Source organism: Streptomyces sp. URMC 127 (genome assembly GCF_051386535.1).
GTDB lineage: Bacteria > Actinomycetota > Actinomycetes > Streptomycetales > Streptomycetaceae > Streptomyces.
The window spans coordinates 92,051-110,599 of sequence record NZ_JBPQTW010000005.1 but is presented as its reverse complement, the minus strand read 5'-3'; the positions used below and the strand labels follow the sequence as shown (position 1 = coordinate 110,599).

At 73.9% G+C, this 18,549-nt stretch carries 18 protein-coding genes; 3 read left to right on the top strand and 15 right to left on the bottom strand.

Translation table 11 applies throughout. The features are described 5' to 3' along the window. Positions 1–83: 83 nt before the first annotated feature. Entirely contained in the window at positions 84–1,361 is a 1,278-nt protein-coding gene (locus ACSNOH_RS03045; RefSeq protein WP_436719578.1) for a glycoside hydrolase family 10 protein, read from the bottom strand. A gap of 185 nt (positions 1,362–1,546) precedes the next feature. On the opposite strand from ACSNOH_RS03045, the gene ACSNOH_RS03040 reads away from it, so the two are divergent. Together ACSNOH_RS03040 and ACSNOH_RS03035 are read left to right on the top strand one after the other, a co-directional pair. Beyond that, the gene (locus ACSNOH_RS03040) at positions 1,547–2,404 is read left to right on the top strand and encodes a 3-hydroxybutyryl-CoA dehydrogenase (RefSeq protein WP_436719577.1); all 858 of its coding nucleotides are present in this window, start codon (positions 1,547–1,549) and stop codon (positions 2,402–2,404) included. Positions 2,405–2,598: 194 nt separating this feature from the next. Beyond that, complete coding sequence (locus ACSNOH_RS03035) at positions 2,599–2,856, top strand: hypothetical protein (RefSeq protein WP_436719576.1); 258 nt, start codon at positions 2,599–2,601, stop codon at positions 2,854–2,856. A gap of 52 nt (positions 2,857–2,908) precedes the next feature. Here ACSNOH_RS03035 and ACSNOH_RS03030 read toward each other — a convergent pair whose 3' ends face one another. From ACSNOH_RS03030 to infC, 10 genes are all read right to left on the bottom strand, one after another. Beyond that, a complete protein-coding gene (locus tag ACSNOH_RS03030; RefSeq protein WP_436719575.1) occupies positions 2,909–3,439 on the bottom strand; it encodes an NUDIX domain-containing protein in 531 nt (176 codons plus the stop codon). A gap of 46 nt (positions 3,440–3,485) precedes the next feature. Next, positions 3,486–4,823 (bottom strand): tetratricopeptide repeat protein, encoded by a 1,338-nt coding sequence (locus tag ACSNOH_RS03025; protein WP_436719574.1) that lies wholly within the window; start codon positions 4,821–4,823, stop codon positions 3,486–3,488. Between the two features lie 111 nt (positions 4,824–4,934). Further along, the gene (locus ACSNOH_RS03020; RefSeq protein WP_436719573.1) at positions 4,935–6,137 is read right to left on the bottom strand and encodes a PP2C family protein-serine/threonine phosphatase; all 1,203 of its coding nucleotides are present in this window, start codon (positions 6,135–6,137) and stop codon (positions 4,935–4,937) included. Positions 6,138–6,404: 267 nt separating this feature from the next. Further along, complete coding sequence (gene pheT, locus ACSNOH_RS03015) at positions 6,405–8,915, bottom strand: phenylalanine--tRNA ligase subunit beta (RefSeq protein ID WP_436719572.1); 2,511 nt, start codon at positions 8,913–8,915, stop codon at positions 6,405–6,407. Further along, on the bottom strand, positions 8,915–10,042 hold the full coding sequence (gene pheS / locus ACSNOH_RS03010) for a phenylalanine--tRNA ligase subunit alpha (RefSeq protein WP_436719570.1): 1,128 nt from the start codon (positions 10,040–10,042) through the stop codon (positions 8,915–8,917). Before pheS ends, pheT begins: the two co-directional genes overlap by 1 nt. Positions 10,043–10,183: 141 nt before the next feature. Continuing rightward, a complete protein-coding gene (locus ACSNOH_RS03005; RefSeq protein WP_436719569.1) occupies positions 10,184–11,368 on the bottom strand; it encodes an ATP-binding protein in 1,185 nt (394 codons plus the stop codon). A gap of 36 nt (positions 11,369–11,404) precedes the next feature. Beyond that, entirely contained in the window at positions 11,405–12,238 is an 834-nt protein-coding gene (locus ACSNOH_RS03000) for a TrmH family RNA methyltransferase (protein WP_436719568.1), read from the bottom strand. A gap of 152 nt (positions 12,239–12,390) precedes the next feature. After that, positions 12,391–12,777, bottom strand: a complete 387-nt coding sequence (gene rplT, locus ACSNOH_RS02995; RefSeq protein ID WP_030369869.1) for a 50S ribosomal protein L20 — start codon at positions 12,775–12,777, stop codon at positions 12,391–12,393. Between the two features lie 92 nt (positions 12,778–12,869). Then, positions 12,870–13,064 (bottom strand): 50S ribosomal protein L35, encoded by a 195-nt coding sequence (gene rpmI / locus ACSNOH_RS02990; RefSeq protein WP_099202169.1) that lies wholly within the window; start codon positions 13,062–13,064, stop codon positions 12,870–12,872. Between the two features lie 125 nt (positions 13,065–13,189). Then, entirely contained in the window at positions 13,190–13,804 is a 615-nt protein-coding gene (gene infC / locus ACSNOH_RS02985) for a translation initiation factor IF-3 (protein WP_436719587.1), read from the bottom strand. Between the two features lie 366 nt (positions 13,805–14,170). Between infC and ACSNOH_RS02980 the strand changes: the two genes are divergently transcribed. Continuing rightward, on the top strand, positions 14,171–14,536 hold the full coding sequence (locus ACSNOH_RS02980; RefSeq protein WP_436719567.1) for a DUF1844 domain-containing protein: 366 nt from the start codon (positions 14,171–14,173) through the stop codon (positions 14,534–14,536). A gap of 71 nt (positions 14,537–14,607) precedes the next feature. Here ACSNOH_RS02980 and ACSNOH_RS02975 read toward each other — a convergent pair whose 3' ends face one another. The 4 genes from ACSNOH_RS02975 to ACSNOH_RS02960 all read right to left on the bottom strand — a co-directional run bounded on the left by ACSNOH_RS02975 (position 14,608) and on the right by ACSNOH_RS02960 (position 18,435). Next, on the bottom strand, positions 14,608–15,450 hold the full coding sequence (locus ACSNOH_RS02975; protein ID WP_436719586.1) for an MIP family channel protein: 843 nt from the start codon (positions 15,448–15,450) through the stop codon (positions 14,608–14,610). A 129-nt stretch (positions 15,451–15,579) separates the two neighbouring features. Further along, a complete protein-coding gene (locus ACSNOH_RS02970; RefSeq protein WP_436719566.1) occupies positions 15,580–16,338 on the bottom strand; it encodes an SseB family protein in 759 nt (252 codons plus the stop codon). Between the two features lie 106 nt (positions 16,339–16,444). Beyond that, entirely contained in the window at positions 16,445–17,632 is a 1,188-nt protein-coding gene (gene mycP / locus ACSNOH_RS02965; protein WP_436719565.1) for a type VII secretion-associated serine protease mycosin, read from the bottom strand. Next, positions 17,629–18,435, bottom strand: coding sequence for a hypothetical protein (locus ACSNOH_RS02960; protein WP_436719564.1), 807 nt, complete (start codon positions 18,433–18,435; stop codon positions 17,629–17,631). The genes mycP and ACSNOH_RS02960 overlap by 4 nt, the downstream gene beginning before the upstream one ends. Positions 18,436–18,549 lie beyond the last annotated feature (114 nt).

The following is an 18,549-nucleotide window of genomic DNA, read 5'->3' as shown; positions in this document are numbered from 1 at the left end:
CCCCCCCCCCCCCCCCCCCCCCCCCCCCCCCCCCCCCCCCCCCCCCCCCCCCCCGGCCTCCGCCACCGTGGGAGCTGACCCCCTCAGCCCGGAGGCCGTACCCGGGTCGGGTAGTGGTCCGCTACCACGCGCGCCATCGCCCCGATCGGGTCCGCCACCACCTGCTTCGCCGAGAAGTAGACGTTGCCTTGCACCTCCGGGCGGGCCCGCCCGAGGGCCACGTGCCGCGAGAGCTCCGCCGGGTCCTGCCAGGGCGCGGGCTGCGCGGGGTCGCCCGCCCGGTAGAGCGCCTCGCCGACGTACAGCCGTACGCCCGTGCCCCGCACGGTCTCCGCCCACCACGGCACGAGCTTCGCGTAGTCCGCCGCGGGGAAGCCGATGTGCCAGTACACCTGCGGCACGATGTAGTCGATCCACCGCTCGCGCACCCACTTGCGCGTGTCCGCGCCCAGGTCGTCGTAGGTCTGGACGCCCGCCCGGGTGTCGGAGCCGCGCCGGTCGGTGGAGCGGTTGCGCCAGACCGCGAACGGGCTGATCCCGAACCGCACGTGCCGCTTGCGCCGCTTGATGCGCTCCCCCATCTCCCGCACCAGCCGGTCGATGTTGTCGCGCCGCCAGGCGGCCCGGTCGGGGAAGCGGGAGCCGTAGCGGGCATAGGCGGCGGCGTCGTCGAAGCGCTGCCCGGCCACCGGGTACGGGTAGAAGTAGTCGTCGAAGTGCACGCCGTCCAGGTCGTAGCGGGAGACGGCGTCGAGCATGGCGTCCTGGACGAAGCGGCGCACCTCGGGCAGGCCGGGGTTGTACAGGAGCTTCCCGCCGTAGGGGACGACCCACTCGGGGTGGATACGGGCGGGGTGCGTGGGGACGAGCCGGCCGGGGTCGGTGTGGTTGGCGATGCGGTAGGGGTTGAACCAGCCGTGCAGTTCGAGTCTTCGCCGGTGGGCCTCGCGGACGGCGAAGGAGAGCGGGTCCCAGCCGGGGTAGCGCCCTTGAGTGCCCGTCAGGTACTCCGACCAGGGCTCGAACGGGGAGGGCCAGAAGGCGTCCGCGGTGGGGCGGATCTGCAGCATGACGGCGTTGAGCCGGCGGTCGACGGCCGTGTCGAAGAGGGCGGTCAGCTCGTCCTGCTGCCGGCCGGGCGTGAGGCCCGGCTTCGACGGCCAGTCGATGTTGACGACGGTCGCGGTCCACATCCCCCGGAACTCGCGCTTGCGGCGGCGGTCCGCCCCGCCGCCCGCGGGCGCGGGGGCCGGCTCCGGCCCGCTCGGCTGCGCCGCTCCCGCCGTGCCGGGTGCCGGCATCGCGGAGGACATCATCCCCGCGGCGGCCACCGTGAACCCTCTTCGGGTCATACGCCCCATATGCGGGACCTCTCTTCGCCGTCTCGTCGGATCGGTCACACCGTTCGGAGCCAGCATGCCCGCCCCGGCACGGACGGGACCGCACGGCGCGGAGTAACGTCTGGAACGAGGCGGAGAGCGCGGCGGGGAACGCGGCGCCCCGCCGGACGACCAAGATCAGCGAAAGGCACGATGTGACGGACACTGTGGCAGACGTAGCGCGTGTCGGGGTGGTGGGCTGCGGCCAGATGGGCGCGGGGATCGCGGAGGTGTGTGCCCGTGCCGGCCTGGACGTCATGGTCGCCGAGACCACCGGGGAGGCCCTGGAGATCGGCCGCACCCGCCTGACCAACTCCCTCGGCAAGGCCGCCGAGCGCGGCAAGATCACCGAGGAGGAGCGCGACGCGACGCTCGGCCGGCTGAGCTTCACCACCGACCTCGGCGAGTTCGCCGACCGTGACCTGGTCATCGAGGCCGTCGTCGAGAACGAGCAGGTCAAGACCGAGATCTTCCAGGTGCTCGACCAGGTGGTCACCCGCCCCGACGCGATCCTGGCCTCCAACACCTCCTCGATCCCGCTGGTGAAGCTGGCCGTGGCCACCTCGCGGCCGGACCGCGTCATCGGCATCCACTTCTTCAACCCGGCCCCGGTGCAGAAGCTCGTCGAGCTCATCCCGGCGCTCACCACCAGCGAGGAAACGATCAAGCGCGCCGACGCGCTGGTCGCCAATGTGCTGGGCAAGCACGCGATCCGGGCCCAGGACCGCTCGGGCTTCGTGGTGAACGCCCTGCTCATCCCGTACCTGCTCTCCGCGATCCGGATGTTCGAGTCGGGCATCGCCAGCCGCGAGGACATCGACAACGGCATGGAGCTCGGCTGCGCCCACCCGATGGGCCCGCTCAAGCTCTCCGACCTCATCGGCCTGGACACCGTGGCCTCGGTCGCCGACAGCATGTACCAGGAGTACAAGGAGCCGCTCTACGCCGCTCCCCCGCTGCTGCAGCGCATGGTCGACGCGGGCCGCCTCGGCCGCAAGACCGGCTCGGGCTTCTACCAGTACTGAGGCACGCGTACCAGTACCGAGGCACGCACCGGCCGCCCGGCGGTCACGCATCGTCACCGCCGCACACCCGTGTTCGCACGGGGTGTGCGGCGGTGACCCGTACCTGTACCCCACACACGCTCCCGCTCCGTCCCGCCACGCGATTGACTCGGCTCGTCGGACACACAGGAGTCATTCCGGAAGGGGTACGGACCGTGACCATCCATCCCGAGCAGGCCACCAGATCGGCTGAGCTCGCGGAGCTCCGTCGTAGCCTCGATGTCGGCGTCGTCCGCATCGACGGCCACCTCGCCCTCCTCACCCAGCGCAGCGACCAGTCGGAACGCGACCTCTCCGACATGGCGGAGCGGGTGCGGGCACTGGAGCACGGCAGGTGGCCCCTGCCCTCGCTGGCCGCGCTCACCGGGGTCGCCGCGCTGGCGCTCGCCGTCTGGCAGGCGACGGGCCGGTGAGCGCCGGCCCGTCCGGCGGACCACGACGTACTCCGGATCCGCCGGCCGAGCGCTAGCCGAGCCTGATGTGGTGGAGCAGGAGCAGCGCCGCCGCCATGTTGGCGGCCGGCACCTCACCGCGGCCGATCATGTCGGGCACCAGCTTCAGCGGCACCCACTCGCGCCGGTCGGACTCGAAGGCGTCCTCCGGGTCGCCGATGTACTCGGCCTCGTCGGACCAGTAGATGTGGTGCCGGGCGTCGGTGAGGCCGTTGGACGGCTCGACGGACATCAGGTGCCGCAGCGGGCCCGGCCGCCACCCGGTCTCCTCCTCCATCTCGCGGGCCGCCGCCTCGGCGAGGTCCTCGCCGTCCTCGACCACGCCGGCGGCCAGCTCCCAGCCCCAGTTGTCGGTGATGAAGCGATGCCGCCACAGCAGCAGGACCTCGTTGGCCTCGTTGACCACCGTGGCCACGGCGACGGGCCGCAGCCTGATGAGGAAGTGGTCGAGGTGGCGGCCGTCGGGGAGTTGAACGTCTGCGAGATTGACCCGGAACCAGCGGTTCGCATAAACCGTCCGCTCCCTGAGATTCTTCCAACGCACGTGTTGCCACCTTCCGCCGAGGTGGCCACCTCCCCGGGCGCTGTCCTCACAGGGGCACGCGCAACGCCCCGTCGATCATCTCGGCGGCCTCCGCAGTGGCCGCACACCCACTTTCGATCAGGTGCTCGCGCACCGCCCGGAGCCGGTCCCGTAAGCGCTGCGATTCCATGCCTCTCGCCTGCTCGGTCATCTCCCGCGCGGTGGCCACCGCCTTGTCCGCGTCTCCTTGACGCAGCTCGATGTGCGTGAGCATGGCGAGCCGGTGGACACGTCCCCGGTCGTGGGCGGGGGTGTCGACGGCCCGGTCCGCGTGCTCACGGGCGGGTCCGAGGTCGCCGAGGCTGAGGAGCGCCTCCGCCACCTGCACGTTCACCAGGCCGGGCTGCACATAGCCGGTCTCGGCGGGCTCCTGGCCGCGGCGGATGCGCTCGGCGGCGGTCTCGGCGCGGCGGATGCAGGCGAGCGCTCCGGCCCCGTCGCCGAGCCGGGCGTAGGCCTTGGCCTGCATCGCGTAGAGGTCGGCCGCGAGGGCCGGGGTCAGCTCCGCGCCCGCGGCCCGCAGCGCGGACTCGGCGAAGGCCACGGCCTGCCGGTACTCGCGCATGAAGAGGGACTGGTTGACGAGCAGGGCGATGACGTAGCCGCCGAGGCCGCGGTCGCCGCTGGCCTTGGCCAGCCGCAGCGCCTGGTGGAAGTAGCGCTGGGCCAGGCCGTGCGCGTCGGAGTCGTACGCGCAGATGCCGGCGACGGCGACCAGCCCGCCGGTGGCCCGGTGCAGCTGACGGCCCGTCTCGTCGGGGTAGCTGCCGCGCAGCAGGGGGGCCGCCTCGGCGTTGAGGAAGCCGACGACCCTGGCGCGCGTCGCGATCCCGCCGGCCTTGCGGTACATCTGCTCGTAGTGGGTGCGGGCCGCGCGCAGCATCTCGATGTCGTCCATGGAGACCCGGGTGAGGCCGCGCCGGGAGACGTCGGCGTCCTCGGGCGGGTTCTCCCACTCCCAGACCGGGATGACGGCGGGGGTCCCGGTGACGGCGGGGGCGGTGACGACGTGCTCGCGCTGCTGCTCGTCGGAGCGCCACAGGGCGGTGGCCCGTTCGACGAAGCCGGAGAGCGGGGTGTTGGGCAGGCGAGGGCTGCCCGGGGTGCCCAGGCCGATGTCGTCTAGGGTCAGCGGGCGGTGCAGCCGCTCGCCGAGCACCTCGCAGATCAGATCCGGCACCTGGCCGCGCGGCCGCTGGCCCTTCAGCCAGCGGGCCACGGCGGTGTGCTCGTACCGCAGGGCAAGCCCCCGGGCCCGGCCCGCCGCATTGATGTGGGCGGCCAGGCCGGCGTGGGATATGCCCGCTTCGTCGAGGATGGCGTCTAGGAGAGTGTTGGGCTCCATCCTGCCCTCCGCATGCGCTCGGTGGGGCCAGCGTAGTGGAGATCCCTTCGCACGGGGTGTGAACCGGCCGTGGCGCAGCGTCAGTCCGGCGGGGTCAGCGGGCCGGCGGGCTCAGCGGGGCGGACGGCCCGAGCGGGCCAGGCAGGGGCGCGGCCCGTGCCCCGCGGCACGGCGGCGGTCGTTGCTCAGCACCAGCAGGGCGATGTCGTCGGAGAGCCGGCCGCCGGTGTGCCGCAGCAGGGCGGCCTGGACGCGGTCGACGACGCGGGAGGGGGCGATGGGCGCCCCGCCGGCGACCTCGCCGAGGACCCTGGCCAGCGGGAAGAAGGCGCCGGCCGCATCGCGTGCGTCCTCGGCGCCGTCGGTGTGGAGGACCAGGGCGTCCCCGGGCAGCAGCCGGGTGAGGCGGGCGACGGGCAGCTCGGGCGGCAGCGGGAAGAGGCCGAGGGGCGGCAGCGGATCGCCCCGGCCCACGGCGGCGGCCCGCGCGCCGACGGCGTCGCCGTCGCCGGCGGGGCAGGCGAGGCGGTAGGGCCAGGGGTGGCCGCAGTTGAGCGCGGTGACCACGCCGTCGGGGCAGATCTCCAGGAGCAGCAGGGTCACGAACTCCTCGCCCAGGCCGCGCTCCGGATCGGCCCCCGGTCCGGCCCGCCCCTCGGCGCGGGCCCGCTCGCACAGATGCCGCTGGAGGGCGCGGTCGAGGCGGCGGAGCACATCCGCGAGGAGGGGCTCGTCGTGGGCGGCCTCGCGGAAGCTGCCGAGGACGGCGGCGACGGTGCCGATGGCGGTGAGGCCGTGGCCGCGGACGTCCCCTATGACGATGCGGACGCCGTGCGGGGTGGCCAGGGCCTCGTACAGATCGCCGCCGACGAGGGCGCCCTCGCTGACCGAAAGGTGGCCGCCCGCCAGGGTGAGGCCGTCGAGCCGGGGCGGCAGGGGGCGGAGCACCACGCTCTGGGCGGTGGCGGCGACTTCGCGGGCGCGCGCCAGCTCGCGCAGGAGCCGGCGGCGGCGCACGGTCACCGCGCAGGCCGCGGCGGCGACGGCGACGATCGCGCAGCAGGTGCCGATGCGGATGCGGGCGTCGGCGGGCCCGGTCAGGGGCATCAGGGCGAGCACCGCGCAGATCGCCGCGGCGGCCACGCACTGGCGGCGGCCGGTGCCCGCGCAGGCGATGGCGGGCGCGGCGGCGAGCAGTTGCACGGCCTGGCCGTGGGGGCTCACGAGCTCCCACACGACCACTCCCAGTACCCATAGCCCGGGGAGAGCGAAGACCACCCCCCGCCGCCAGCGCACCGCTCTTGTCCGGATCATGCCGTTGGCCCCCCTAGCAGCAATGACGCCCTCGATTCTCGCGAGCGTTCAGCGCTGAGTAACGACCTGGAGCTTCGTTTCCACCCTATTGAGTGATATTCGGACACTCCTGAGCGAGGGAACGCACGAGGGGCGCACCCGGTTCACCCGGGTGCGCCCCTCGTTCTGACCGCTTTGTTCTGCGGTTTACGCCACGGCCCTCAGTCTCGGCCGACTGTTTTCGGCCGCCGCACCGGGGCGCGGCGGCCGTCACACGGCGTCACGGCATCAGGCGCCGCGCAGCACCGCGCCCGTGCGCTCGACGGCCACCGCGACGGCGGCGTCGCGCGCGGCGGACGCCTCCTCCGCGGTCAGCGTGCGGTCGGCGGCGCGGAAGCGCAGCGCGTAGGCGAGCGACTTCTTGCCCGCGCCGAGCTGCTCGCCCGTGAAGACGTCGAACAGGCGCAGCGACTCCAGCAGCTCGCCGGCGCCGGAGCGCAGCGCGGCCTCCACGTCGGCGGCGGGGACCGAGGAGTCCACGACGAGCGCGACGTCCTGCGTGGCCACCGGGAAGGTGGACACGTGCGGGCCCTCGACGGGACCGGTGCCGGCCCGCTCCAGGACATCGAGGTCGATCTCCATGGCGCAGGTGCGCTCCGGCAGGCCGAACGCCTTGATGACGCGCGGGTGCAGCTCGCCGGCGGAGCCGGCGAACACCTCGGCGCCGTCGGCCACGGCATACAGCGCGGCGCAGCGGCCCGGGTGGAACGGCGCGCTCTGGTCCTGGCGGATGATCAGCTCGGCGCCCGCCTCGCGGGCGACCGTGCGGGCGGCCTCGACGGCGTCGGCCCAGCCGGCCGGGCGGCCCTTGCCCCAGTAGCCGGGGAGCTCGCGGGCCCCGGCGAGGACGACGGCGGCGCGGCGCGGCTGCCGGGGCAGCGCGGCGTTCAGGCCGGCGATCTCCTCGTCGGTGGGACGGCGGTCGACGGGCAGCCGGACCGGGGCGGTCTCCTCGCCCGTGGGCAGGAAGACGAGGCCGGTCTCGAAGAGGGCCAGGTCGTGCTCGCCGCGGCTGTCGTTGCGGCGCAGGGCCGTGAACAGGCCCGGCAGCAGCGTGGTGCGCAGCGCCGGCTCGGCCTCGGAGAGCGGGTTGATCAGGCGCACCGTGGTGCGGCGCGGGTCACCGGCCTCCAGGCCGAGGTGGTCGAGCGCCCAGTCCCCGACGAAGGGGTAGTTGAGCGCCTCGGTGTAGCCCGCGCCGGCCAGCGCCCGGCCGACGCGGCGGTGCAGCCGCTGGCGGTGGGTCAGGCCGCGGCCGGCGGGGGGCGCCGGCAGGGTGGCGGGCAGGTTCTCGTAGCCCTCGAGCCGGATGACCTCTTCGGCGAGGTCGTTCGGGTCGGTGAGGTCGGGGCGCCAGCTCGGCACGGTGACGATCAGCTCGTCCTGGCCGTAGACGTCGCAGCCGACCTGCTGGAGGCGGCGCACGACGGTCTCCCGGCCGTAGTCGACACCGGCGACGCGGTCCGGGTGGTCGGCGCGGATCGCGATGGTGCGCGGCCCGCTGGGGGCCTCGAACTCGGTGACGCCGGCCTCGGCGGTGCCGCCCGCGAGCAGCACCAGCAGGTCGACGGTGCGCTGGGCGGCCGCGGAGGCCGCCTGCGGGTCGACGCCGCGCTCGAAGCGCTTGGCCGCCTCGGAGGGCAGCTTGTGGCGGCGGACGGCGCGGGCGATGGCCGTCGGGTCGAAGTGGGCCGCCTCGATGACGACCTCGGTGGTGCCCTGGCCGGCCGCGTGGTCGGCGATCTCGGTGTCGGCGCCGCCCATGACGCCCGCGAGCCCGATCGGGCCGCGGTTGTCGGTGATGACCAGGTCCTCGGCGTCCAGGACGCGCTTGGTGCCGTCGAGGGTGGTCAGCTTCTCGCCGCGCTCGGCGCGGCGGACGCCGATCGGGCCGTCGAGGCGCGAGCGGTCGTAGGCGTGCAGCGGCTGACCGAGCTCCAGCATCACGTAGTTGGTGATGTCGACGGTCAGCGAGACCGGGCGCATGCCGGCCTTCTGCAGGCGGCGCTGCAGCCAGATCGGGGAGCGGGCCTCGGGGTCGATGCCGGTGACCGTGCGGGCCGTGAAGCGGTCGCAGCCGGCCGGGTCGGCGACCTTGACGGGGTAGCCGAAGCTGTTGGGCGCGGGCACGTCCAGCAGGGCCGGGTCGCGCAGCGGCAGGCCGTAGGCGGTGGCGGCCTCGCGGGCGATGCCGCGCATCGACAGGCAGTAGCCGCGGTCGGGGGTGACGGCGATGTCCAGGACCTCGTCGACGAGCTGGAGCAGCTCGATGGCGTCGGTGCCGGGCTCGCACTCCTGCGGGAGCACGATGATGCCGTGCGTGCCGTCGTCGCCCATGCCCAGCTCCTCGCCGGAGCAGATCATGCCGTGCGAGACCTTGCCGTAGGTCTTGCGGGCGGCGATGGCGAAGTCGCCGGGCAGGACGGCGCCGGGCAGCACGACGACGACCTTGTCGCCGACGGAGAAGTTGCGGGCGCCGCAGACGATCTCCTGCGGCTCGCCCGTGCCGTTGGCGGTGCCGACGTCGACGGTGCAGAAGCGGATCGGCTTGCGGAAGCCCTCCAGCTCCTCGATGGTCAGGACCTGGCCGACGACCAGGGGGCCCTTCAGGTCGGCGCCGAGGCTCTCGACGCGCTCGACCTCGAGGCCCGCGGCGATCAGCTTGGCCTGCACGTCGCGACCGGTCTCACCGGTCGGCAGGTCGACGTATTCCCGCAGCCAGGAAAGCGGGGCGCGCATCAGATCTCCATCCCGAACGGCCGGGTGAAGCGCACGTCACCTTCGACCATGTCTCGCATGTCCTCGACGTTGTGGCGGAACATCAGCATTCGCTCGATGCCGAACCCGAAGGCGAAGCCGCTGTACTTCTCCGGGTCGATGCCCGCGGCGGTCAGCACGCGGGGGTTGACCATGCCGCAGCCGCCCAGCTCGATCCAGCCCTCGCTGGAGCAGGTGCGGCAGGGGCGGTCGGGGTTGCCGGCCGACTCGCCGCGGCAGGCGAAGCACACCATGTCCATCTCGGCGGACGGCTCGGTGAACGGGAAGTACGACGGGCGCAGACGGGTGCGCATGCCCTCGCCGAAGAGCACCCGCACCATGTGGTCCAGGGTGCCCTTGAGGTCCGCCATGGTCAGGCCCTCGTCGATGGCGAGGAGTTCGACCTGGTGGAAGACGGGGGTGTGGGTGGCGTCCAGCTCGTCGGTGCGGTAGACGCGGCCCGGGCAGATGACGTAGACCGGGGGCTCGCGGTCGAGCAGCGAGCGGACCTGCACCGGGGAGGTGTGGGTGCGCAGCACGACGCCGGAGTCGGCGTCCTTCCCCTTGCCCGGGGCCTGGACGAAGAAGGTGTCCTGCATGGACCGGGCCGGGTGGTCCGGACCGAGGTTGAGGGCGTCGAAGTTGAACCACTCCGCCTCGACCTCGGGGCCCTCGGCGACCTCGTAGCCCATGGCCACGAAGACGTCCTCGATGCGCTCGCTGAGCGTGGTCAGCGGGTGGCGGGCGCCGGCCGGGGTGCGGTCGTACGGCAGCGTGACGTCCACCGCCTCCTCGACCAGCACCCGGGCGTCGCGCTCGGCCTCCAGCTCGCTCTGGCGGGCGGCGAGGGCCTTGTTCACGGCACCGCGGGCCATGCCCATGCGCTTGCCGGCCTCGGCCTTGGCGTGCGGCGGCAGGGCGCCGATCTCGCGGTTGGCGAGGGCGAGGGGCGAGCGGTCACCGGCGTGCGCGGTCTTGACCTCGCGCAGGGCGTCGAGGTCGGCGGCGGCGGCGACGGCGGCGAGCGCCTCGTCCCGCATGCGCTCGATCTCTTCCGGTTTCAGTGCCTCGACCTCGACAGGGTCGTACGACTTATTGGGTGCGGACATCTCTTCCCGTGCTTCCGGTTTCGGATGGCTTCGCTTCGCTGCGCGGCTTTGCCCGACAGATGGGTGCCAAGGTCGTGCCAAAGGTGCCAAAGGTCGAGTCTAAGGGGCGCATGGGGGTCGGTGGGCCCGCGGGCCGCCCGGTCAGGCCTGGGAGAGGAAGGCCGGGGCGCCCACGGGCAAGGTAAATCGGAACCGGGCGCCGCCGCAGGCGGCCCGCTCGACGGTGATCGTCCCGCCGTGGGCCTCGACGATGCCCTTGACGATGTACAGGCCCAGGCCGGTGCCGCCGCGCTTGCTGCCCCGCCAGAAGCGGGTGAAGACGCGGCTCATCGACTCCTCGGGGATGCCGGGCCCCTCATCGCTCACCGTGACCGCCGTACCTTCCGTGCCCTCCGGCCGTGCCGTCAGCAGCGCCGGCGCCACCTCTATCGTGACGCGTCCCTCGCCGTGGCGCACCGCGTTTTCCAGGAGGTTGCCGAGAACCTGGTCGACCTTGTCGGGGTCGGCCCACAGCTCGGGGAGCGGGCCGGTGACCTTGACCTCGAAGCGGTCGGGGCGGTGGCCCGCCGTGGTGTACGCCTGGACGTGCCGGCGGACGGCCGCGACGACGTCGACCGGCTGGCGGCGCAGCTCCAGGCGGCCGGAGTCGATCCGGGAGATGTCGAGCAGCTCGGCGATCAGCCGGGTGACGCGGTCGGCGTCGGCGTCGACGGTCTCCAGCATCAGCCGCTTCTGGTCGTCGGTGAACCGCTCCCACTTGGCGAGGAGCGTGGCCGTGAAGCCCTTGACGGAGGTGAGCGGCGAGCGCAGCTCGTGGGCGACGGTGGCGATGAGCTCGGCGTGGCTGCGCTCGGTGCGGCGGCGGGCGTCGGTGCCGCGCAGCTGCACGACGAGGCGGCGCACGGGGCCCGCCGGCCGCTCGCGCACGAAGCGCGCGGAGACGAGGACCTCCCGGCCGCCGGGCAGGAGCAGATTGCGTTCGGGCTGGCCGACCCGGGTGGCCGGGCCGCCGTAGGGGTCGGTGAGCGGCCACCAGCGGCGGCCGTCCAGGTCCTCCAGGGGGAGGGCGCTCTCCAGGGGGCGGCCGAGCGCCTCCTCGGAGGGGACCGCGGTGATCCGGGCCGCGGCGGCGTTGAAGCAGGTGACGCGGCCGTTCTCGTCGGCGACGACGAGGCCGTCGGGGAGCTCGTCGGGGTGCACGCCGAGGCCGGCGGGCTCCTGGGCGGCGCCTTCGCGGGGGCCGTCCTGCCCGGGGGGCCCGTGCGGCGCAGCGCCCGCCGCCGGGGCGGCGCCGGCCGCGCCCCCGGAAGTCCTGACGTTCGTCATCCGCACCCCCTCCCGATCCCCCGGGGGGCAACCCTACTAGCTGAAGGTCACGGAGCGGCACCCTCCGGGTGCGCGCTGCGCACGGGCGGAGGCGTAGAGGCACACGGCGGCGGCCGTCGCGAGGTTCAGACTCTCGGCCTTGCCGTGGATGGGGACGCGCACCACGGCGTCGGCGAGGGCGCGGGTCTCCTCCGGCAGGCCCCAGGCCTCGTTGCCGAAGACCCAGGCCGTGGGCCCGCCCATGGTGCCCCGGTCCAGCTCGGCGTCCAGGTCGCGGTCGCCCGCGCCGTCGGCGGCGAGGATGCGCGCGCCGACGCCCTGCAGGCCGCTGACGACCTGGTCGACGGGGACGCCCACGGCGACCGGCAGGTGGAAGAGGGAGCCGACGGAGGCCCGTACGGCCTTGGGGTTGTAGAGGTCCACGGAGGCGTCGGTGAGCACGACGGCATCGGCGCCGGCGGCGTCGGCGCAGCGCAGGACGGTGCCGGCGTTGCCGGGGTCGCGCACGTGGGCGAGGACGGCGACCAGGCGGGGGCGGCCGGCCAGGATCTCCTCGAAGGGCGTGTCCAGGAAGCGGCAGAGGCCGACGATGCCCTGCGGGGTGACGGTGTCGGACATCTCGGCGATGACCTCGTCCGTCGCGGTCAGGACGGGCACCCCGGCGGCCAGGGCGGCGGCGACGATGTCCGCGTGGCGCCCGGCGGCGTCCGGTGTCACGTAGACCTCGACGAGGTGGTCCACGGCCTCGCGGACGGACTGGGGTCCCTCGGCGATGAAGCGGCGTTCCTTGGCGCGGAAGCTGCGCTTGGCAAGTCGGCGGGCCGCGATGACACGGGGCGATCGCAGGGAGGTCAGCTCGGGGGCCGCCATGGGCTCACTTTCGGTTGCTGGTGTGCGCCGGTGTGCGCGGCGCTGTGCGGTGCCGCCGGCCCGGCCGTCCGGCGCGGGCCGGGGCCGGACGCGAGCGGACCCGCAGGCCGTGGGGCCTGCGGGTCCGCGTCGAGTCAGCCTCGGGGTGCCGGTCAGGCAGCGGCCTTCGGGGCGTTGACGTCGGCCGGCAGGGCCTTCTGGGCGACCTCGACGAGCGCGGCGAACGCGTTCATGTCGTTGACGGCCAGGTCGGCGAGGATCTTGCGGTCCACCTCGATGTTGGCGGCCTTCAGACCCTGGATCAGGCGGTTGTAGGTCATGCCGTTCTGGCGGGCAGCGGCGTTGATGCGCTGGATCCACAGCTGACGGAAGTCGCCCTTGCGCTTCTTGCGGTCGTTGTAGTTGTAGACCAGCGAGTGGGTGACCTGCTCCTTGGCCTTGCGGTACAGGCGCGACCGCTGGCCGCGGTAACCGCTGGCCGCCTCGAGGATCGCCCGGCGCTTCTTGTGCGCGTTGACTGCGCGCTTGACGCGTGCCACTTGTTAACTCCTTGTAGCGGGGTCGTGGTGGATTCTCACACGACCCGAAATCGATTGGGTCCCGGTGTGGACGTGCGGCCGGAGCCGGAACGTCACTTGCCGAGAAGCTTCTTGATCTTCGCGGCGTCGGCCGGGGCCATCTCGGCGTTGCCGGTGAGGCGACGCGTCAGGCGGGACGACTTGTGCTCGAGCAGGTGGCGCTTGCCGGCGCGCTCGCGCAGGACCTTGCCGGAGCCGGTGACCTTGAAGCGCTTCTTGGCACCGCTGTGCGTCTTGTTCTTCGGCATAGCGCCGTTCTCTCCTCGTCGTGGCACTCCCCGGCCGGATCAGGGCGTACGGGAGTGTCATCTGTTTCGGTTGGTGTCCGGGGCGGATGCCCCGGGGGTCATCCGGGGCGCGGGGCGCCCCCGGATCACGCCTCTGCGGGCTCCTCGGCGGCGTCCGCGGACGAGGCGCCGGAGCGCTCCGCCTTGCGGGCGGCCTGCGCCTCGCGGGCTTCGGCCATCGCCTCGGTCTTCTTCTTGTGCGGACCGAGGACCATGATCATGTTGCGGCCGTCCTGCTTCGGGTTCGACTCGACGAAACCGAGGTCCTGGACGTCTTCCGCGAGGCGCTGCAGCAGTCGGTAGCCGAGCTCCGGCCGGGACTGCTCGCGACCACGGAACATGATCGTGATCTTGACCTTGTCGCCCTGCTTGAGGAACCGGACGACGTGACCCTTCTTGGTGTCATAGTCGTGCGGGTCGATCTTCGGCCGGAGCTTCATCTCCTTGATGACCGTGTGCGCCTGGTTCTTGCGCGCCTCACGGGCCTTCATGGCCGACTCGTACTTGAACTTCCCGTAGTCCATGAGCTTGCAGACCGGCGGACGGGCGTTCGCCGCCACCTCGACGAGGTCGAGGTCGTACTCCTGCGCAAGCTCCAGTGCCTTGGCAAGCGGCACGATGCCGACCTGCTCGCCACTGGGACCGACAAGTCGCACCTCGGGGACTCGAATCCGGTCGTTGATGCGGGGCTCGGCGCTGATGGATCCTCCTCGGTAGCACCACGCGACGGCCTGGCGGGCGGCCGCGTAACGTCTTTTCGTAAGACCAACCGCGCCGGCACACAAAAAATGCCCCGACGGGACACAGGCGGGGCTCCATGGGACCGGAACACCGCCACGGCGTGCCGCGGGGCGCATCGGGCAGCTCCATCGTCCGTACGGAACGATGGGCGCCGCCTGACCGGAGACCTGCCGACCCGTGGTCGGGCGAGGTGGGAGAACGGAGCTCCACTTGTGGGCCGGGCACATGAGTGTCCAGCCGGTCGTGTGCACAACTCTAGCAGTGACGCCAGGGGGTGCGCCAACCCGCGGCGAACCGATTCGTCACCGGCACGTATCGTGTCCGCCATGAGCGACGACGCGACCCCCGCCGGCGAGAAGCCGGACTTCGACACCATGACCCGTGACATCGCGGACGTTCCCGCGGTCGAGGTGATCACCACGGTCGCGGTGCACCTGATGAGCTCGGCCGCGGTCAACCTCGGCCTGGCCGAGGAGGGCGAACAGCACAAGGACCTGGACGAGGCCCGCAAGCTGATCACCGCCCTCGCCGGGCTCGTGACCGCCAGTGCGACCGAGATCAGCAACTTCCACGCCGGACCGCTGCGCGACGGGCTGAAGTCCCTGCAGCTGGCCTTCCGCGAGGCGTCGGTCGTGCCGGACGAGCCGGGTCAGGGGCCCGGTGAGAAGTTCACGGGCCCCGTCTTCGGCTGAGCACTTCCCCTTCTTACGGGTTCTTACGAGTTCGGTTCTTACGAGTCCCTGCGGGGCTTGTGGCGCCCCGGTCAGGCCAGGCCCGTCGGGCCCTGCTGATCGGGGCGCTCCCCGCCCTCGTCCCCGGCGTCGCGGTCCGTCCGCGGCTCGGGGCGCTCCTCCGTCGGGTGCGCGGCCGTCGTGGGCCCCTTCGGGAAGTGCGGCACCGCCAGATCGTCCGCGAGGTTGGCCGGGCTGAACGGCGGATGCGTGACCCGGTGCGCACAGGCCGCCAGGGCTCCGCCGATCAACGGCGCGACGATGAACAGCCACAGCTGCGACAGCGCGCCCCCGCCCGCGAACAGCGCCGGGCCCAGGCTCCGCGCCGGGTTGACCGAGGTGCCCGTCAGCGGGATGCCCACCAGGTGGATCACCGCCAGGGCCAGGCCGATCGGCAGGCCGTCGAAGCCCACCAGCGCGATCTTGTGCGTCACCGCGAGCACGACGAAGACCAGCAGGAAGGTCAGGACGACCTCCGCGAGGAACGCGCCGCCGGTGTTCAGGTGCACCGCCGAGCGCTTGCCCCAGCCGTTGCTGCCGAACGCGCCGTCCGTCCTGAGCCCCGGCACCTGCTTGGCCAGCAGGAACAGCAGCGCCGCGCCCACGATGCCGCCGAGCAGCTGCGCCACCCAGTACTCGATCGCCGTGCGCAGCGCGATCCTGCCCTCCATCAGCATGCCGAGCGTCACCGCCGGATTGACGTGGCAGCCCGACACCGGACCCAGCGCGTAGCAGAGGGCCAGCAGGACGAAGCCGAAGGCCAGGGCGATGCCGAGGACTCCGATGTAGTCGGCCGCGAGGACCGCGGAGCCGACGGCGAAGAAGACCAGCAGCAGAGTGCCGAGGAACTCGGCGGCGACGGTTCTCGTCTCCACGGAGTCGAGACTTGCGGCCCCCAGCTTCACGTCCATGGCGTCCTCCAGGGATCTCGTGGACCTCTTCGCATTGTCGGTCGATCCACGGCTGGGCGCCTGTCGGCCTGCGGCCGGCTCAGGGGGTGAAGATCAGCGGCTGAAGAGGGGCTCCCCCGGGACGGCGGCGCCGGGCGGCAGCAGGGCCAGGTCGAGGCCGCGTACGAGGCGGGCCCGCAGGATGTCGTCCGAGGCCAGGGCCTGCGCGATGCGGCGCACGGCGGCGGAGGTCTCCGCGCCGCCGGCTCCCGCCTCCGGGGCCAGGGCCAGGGCCAGCGTGCCGTCCGCCTCCCGCGAGGGGGCCAGATGGGCGCGGTGCACCGCCGGCTCGGCGGTGAGCACGGCGCGGAGGGCCTGCGCCACGGCCGGATCGGTGAGCGGGTCGGTGCTCTCGCGGCCCTCCGCGAGGGCCAGCAGGGCGGGGCCCGTCAGCTGGTACGGCACGGGGCCGGCCATGTCCAGGACGATCGTGTCGGCCTTCTCGTGCGCGGCCGCCTGCAGCGCCTGGTGCAGCGGTACGGCCACGGGGCGGGCGTCGGCGCGCCAGCGCGCCAGCGACTCGGTCGAGGTGAACGCCGGGAGCGCCTTGCGGCCGTCCGGGGCCTGGAGGGTGGGCACGGCCATGTCGCTGGTCTTCTCGCGCTTCAGCCCGTCCGGGCCGGTCTCGGCCTCGCCGAGCACGGCCACGACGGGCACGAGCAGGCGGGCGCCGCGGAGCGCGGCCAGCACGCGGGCCTCGGCGGCCCCGTCCCCCCGCTCCGCGGCCCACGCCGCGAGGGCGGCGGTCAGCTCCGCATCGGCGGAACCGTCGTCGTCGGAGAACCCGGGGTCAGGAATATTCTTCAGCGCCACGCGGAGAGTCTATGGGGCCGCCCCCACGACGCCCGGGGCGCCCCTGGCCTTCCCAGGGCCCGGCCCTCTCCCATCCGCCGCGGCGGAAAAGCAGGGGCCCCGCCCCCTACGTCCGGCGGCGGCTTCGCCAGAGGGTGGCGGCTGTGGCCAGGAGGAGCGTGCCGAGCGCGCCCGCGGCCGGGGCCGTGTAGTCCGGCGCGGACGGGGGCTCGGGGGGACGGCCGGCGGGGCCGGACGCGCCGAAGTACGGGCTGCCGTACTCACGCGTGGCCCGCGGGGCGAGCGCCTCCGGCGTCAGGTCCGCGCCGCGGGCGATCGCCGCGGCGGGATCCACCACCCCCGCCCCGAGGGCGTCGCTGCGCCCGCCGGGCGGCGCGTCCCGGGCGGTGTCGACCAGCAGCTTGCGGATCTGGGCGGGGCTGAGCCGCGGGTGCGCGGAGCGGACGAGCGCGACCGCGCCGGAGACGAAGGCGGCCGCCGCGCTCGTGCCCCAGCCCTCGTAGTACTGCCGGTCGGGGTCGGCGATGACGACGTCGACGCCGGGCGCGCTGACGGCCGCGTACCACCGGCGGGTGGAGAACGCGGCCCGGCTGCCGTAGCGGTCGACGGCGGTCACGGCGATGACGCCGGGGTAGGCGGCGGGGTAGGAGACGTGGTCGCCCTGTTCGCCGCCGTTGCCGGCGGAGGCGACGACGACGGCGCCCTTGCCGAGGGCGTACTGGACGGCGGCGTCCTCCTGGGGCTCGGGGTGGGCGGTGTCGCTGTCGTCGCCGAGGGAGAGGTTGATGACGTCGGCGCCGTGGTCGGCGGCCCAGCGGATGCCTTCGGCGAGGGCGTTCCCGCGCCCGCTGCGGGCCCGGGCGCGGGAGGGGTCGCCGTCCTCGAGGATCACCCGCACGGGGAGGATCTTCGCTTCGGGGGCGACGCCCAGCACGCCGTCCGTGCCGTCCGGCCCGTGCCCCCGCCCGGCGATGATGCCGGCCATGGCGGTGCCGTGCCGGGCCCAGGCGCGGTCGCCGGGCCCGGCCCCGAAGCCGATCAGGTCCTTGCCGGGGAGCACCTGCCCGGCGAGGTCGGGATGGCCGTCGTCGACGCCGGTGTCGAGGACGGCGACGGTGATGCCGGCGCCCTTGGTGGTCTGCCAGGCCTCCTCCGCGTGGAGGGCGTCGAGCGCCCACTCCTGGACGCGTATGGAGTCGGCGTGCGCGCTCCCGGCGGCGGGGAGCACGGCGAGCGCGGCGGCGAGGACGGCCGTGAGCAGGCGCCTGCGGCGCGGGGGCGCGGCGGCGGTCACGGGGAGCCCTCCGCGGTGCCGGCCCGGCGGACGGCCTGCCGGAAGCCGCCCTCGATGCGGCCGGCGAGGGCGGCGGGCTGCGGGGGCGTTCCCGTGCGGCCGTCGGCGAAGCCGGTGACGGCGTAGACGACGGCGGGGGCGTCGGTGAGGACGCTGACGGCCCAGCTGGCGCGCTGGGCGTCGCCGAAGTGCTCGGCGACGGTGCCGCGCGGCGCGTACGGGCGGGGCATCAGATCGGTGCGCTCGTCGAGCCGTTCGTCGGCGAAGCGCCGGCGCAGGTCGCGCATGCCCTGGCTGCCGGTGGCGGTGACGAGGAGCCCGACGGTGGTGACGGTGGTGGACGTGGCGTCGGTGTAGGTGGCGCGGAGCAGCCGCGTGCAGCCGGCGGGGGCGAGGGCCTTCTCCAGGAGCGGGTCGAAGGCTTCGTCGCAGCCGCTGTCGGGGGCGACGCCGATGCGGGTCCAGACGCGCCGGGCACCGCCGGGCCCGGCCGCGTCGGCGCGCAGGACGGGCGGGAAGAGGTCGTCGACGGGGACGGTGCGCCAGAGCGTGCCGCCGCGGGCGAAGGCGCGTTCGGCCGCGGTGCCGCCGTCGGTGCGGTCCGCGAGCCAGCTTCCGGCGAGGGCGCCGCCGACGAGCCCGAGGCCGAGGACGAGGCAGACGGCGGCGGACAGGGTGCGGGCGCCGGAGCGGCGGGGGACGGCGCCCGGAGGCGGCAGCGCCGGGGGCGGCGGCGGGAAGCAGGCGGCGGCCGGCAGGGGGCGGACGGGCAGTGCGGGAGCGCGGTCCGCCTCGGTGCTCACCCTGCGCTCCCCCTCGTGAGCTGGCTCCCCCGTACCGGCACCCGGTCCTCGTACGGGACGGGCCGGTCCGTGTCCGGACGTCAGGCCGCGGCACGTTGCGGCCCGCGGTGTGTG

Coding starts and splice junctions, on each gene's coding strand:
- ACSNOH_RS03045 (WP_436719578.1), bottom strand. CDS start 1,361: ATGGGGCGTATGACCCGAAGAGGGTTCACGGTGGCCGCCGCGGGGATG.
- ACSNOH_RS03025 (WP_436719574.1), bottom strand. CDS start 4,823: ATGGAGCCCAACACTCTCCTAGACGCCATCCTCGACGAAGCGGGCATA.
- ACSNOH_RS03020 (WP_436719573.1), bottom strand. CDS start 6,137: ATGATCCGGACAAGAGCGGTGCGCTGGCGGCGGGGGGTGGTCTTCGCT.
- pheT (WP_436719572.1), bottom strand. CDS start 8,915: ATGCGCGCCCCGCTTTCCTGGCTGCGGGAATACGTCGACCTGCCGACC.
- pheS (WP_436719570.1), bottom strand. CDS start 10,042: ATGTCCGCACCCAATAAGTCGTACGACCCTGTCGAGGTCGAGGCACTG.
- ACSNOH_RS03005 (WP_436719569.1), bottom strand. CDS start 11,368: ATGACGAACGTCAGGACTTCCGGGGGCGCGGCCGGCGCCGCCCCGGCG.
- ACSNOH_RS03000 (WP_436719568.1), bottom strand. CDS start 12,238: ATGGCGGCCCCCGAGCTGACCTCCCTGCGATCGCCCCGTGTCATCGCG.
- rpmI (WP_099202169.1), bottom strand. CDS start 13,064: ATGCCGAAGAACAAGACGCACAGCGGTGCCAAGAAGCGCTTCAAGGTC.
- ACSNOH_RS02980 (WP_436719567.1), top strand. CDS start 14,171: ATGAGCGACGACGCGACCCCCGCCGGCGAGAAGCCGGACTTCGACACC.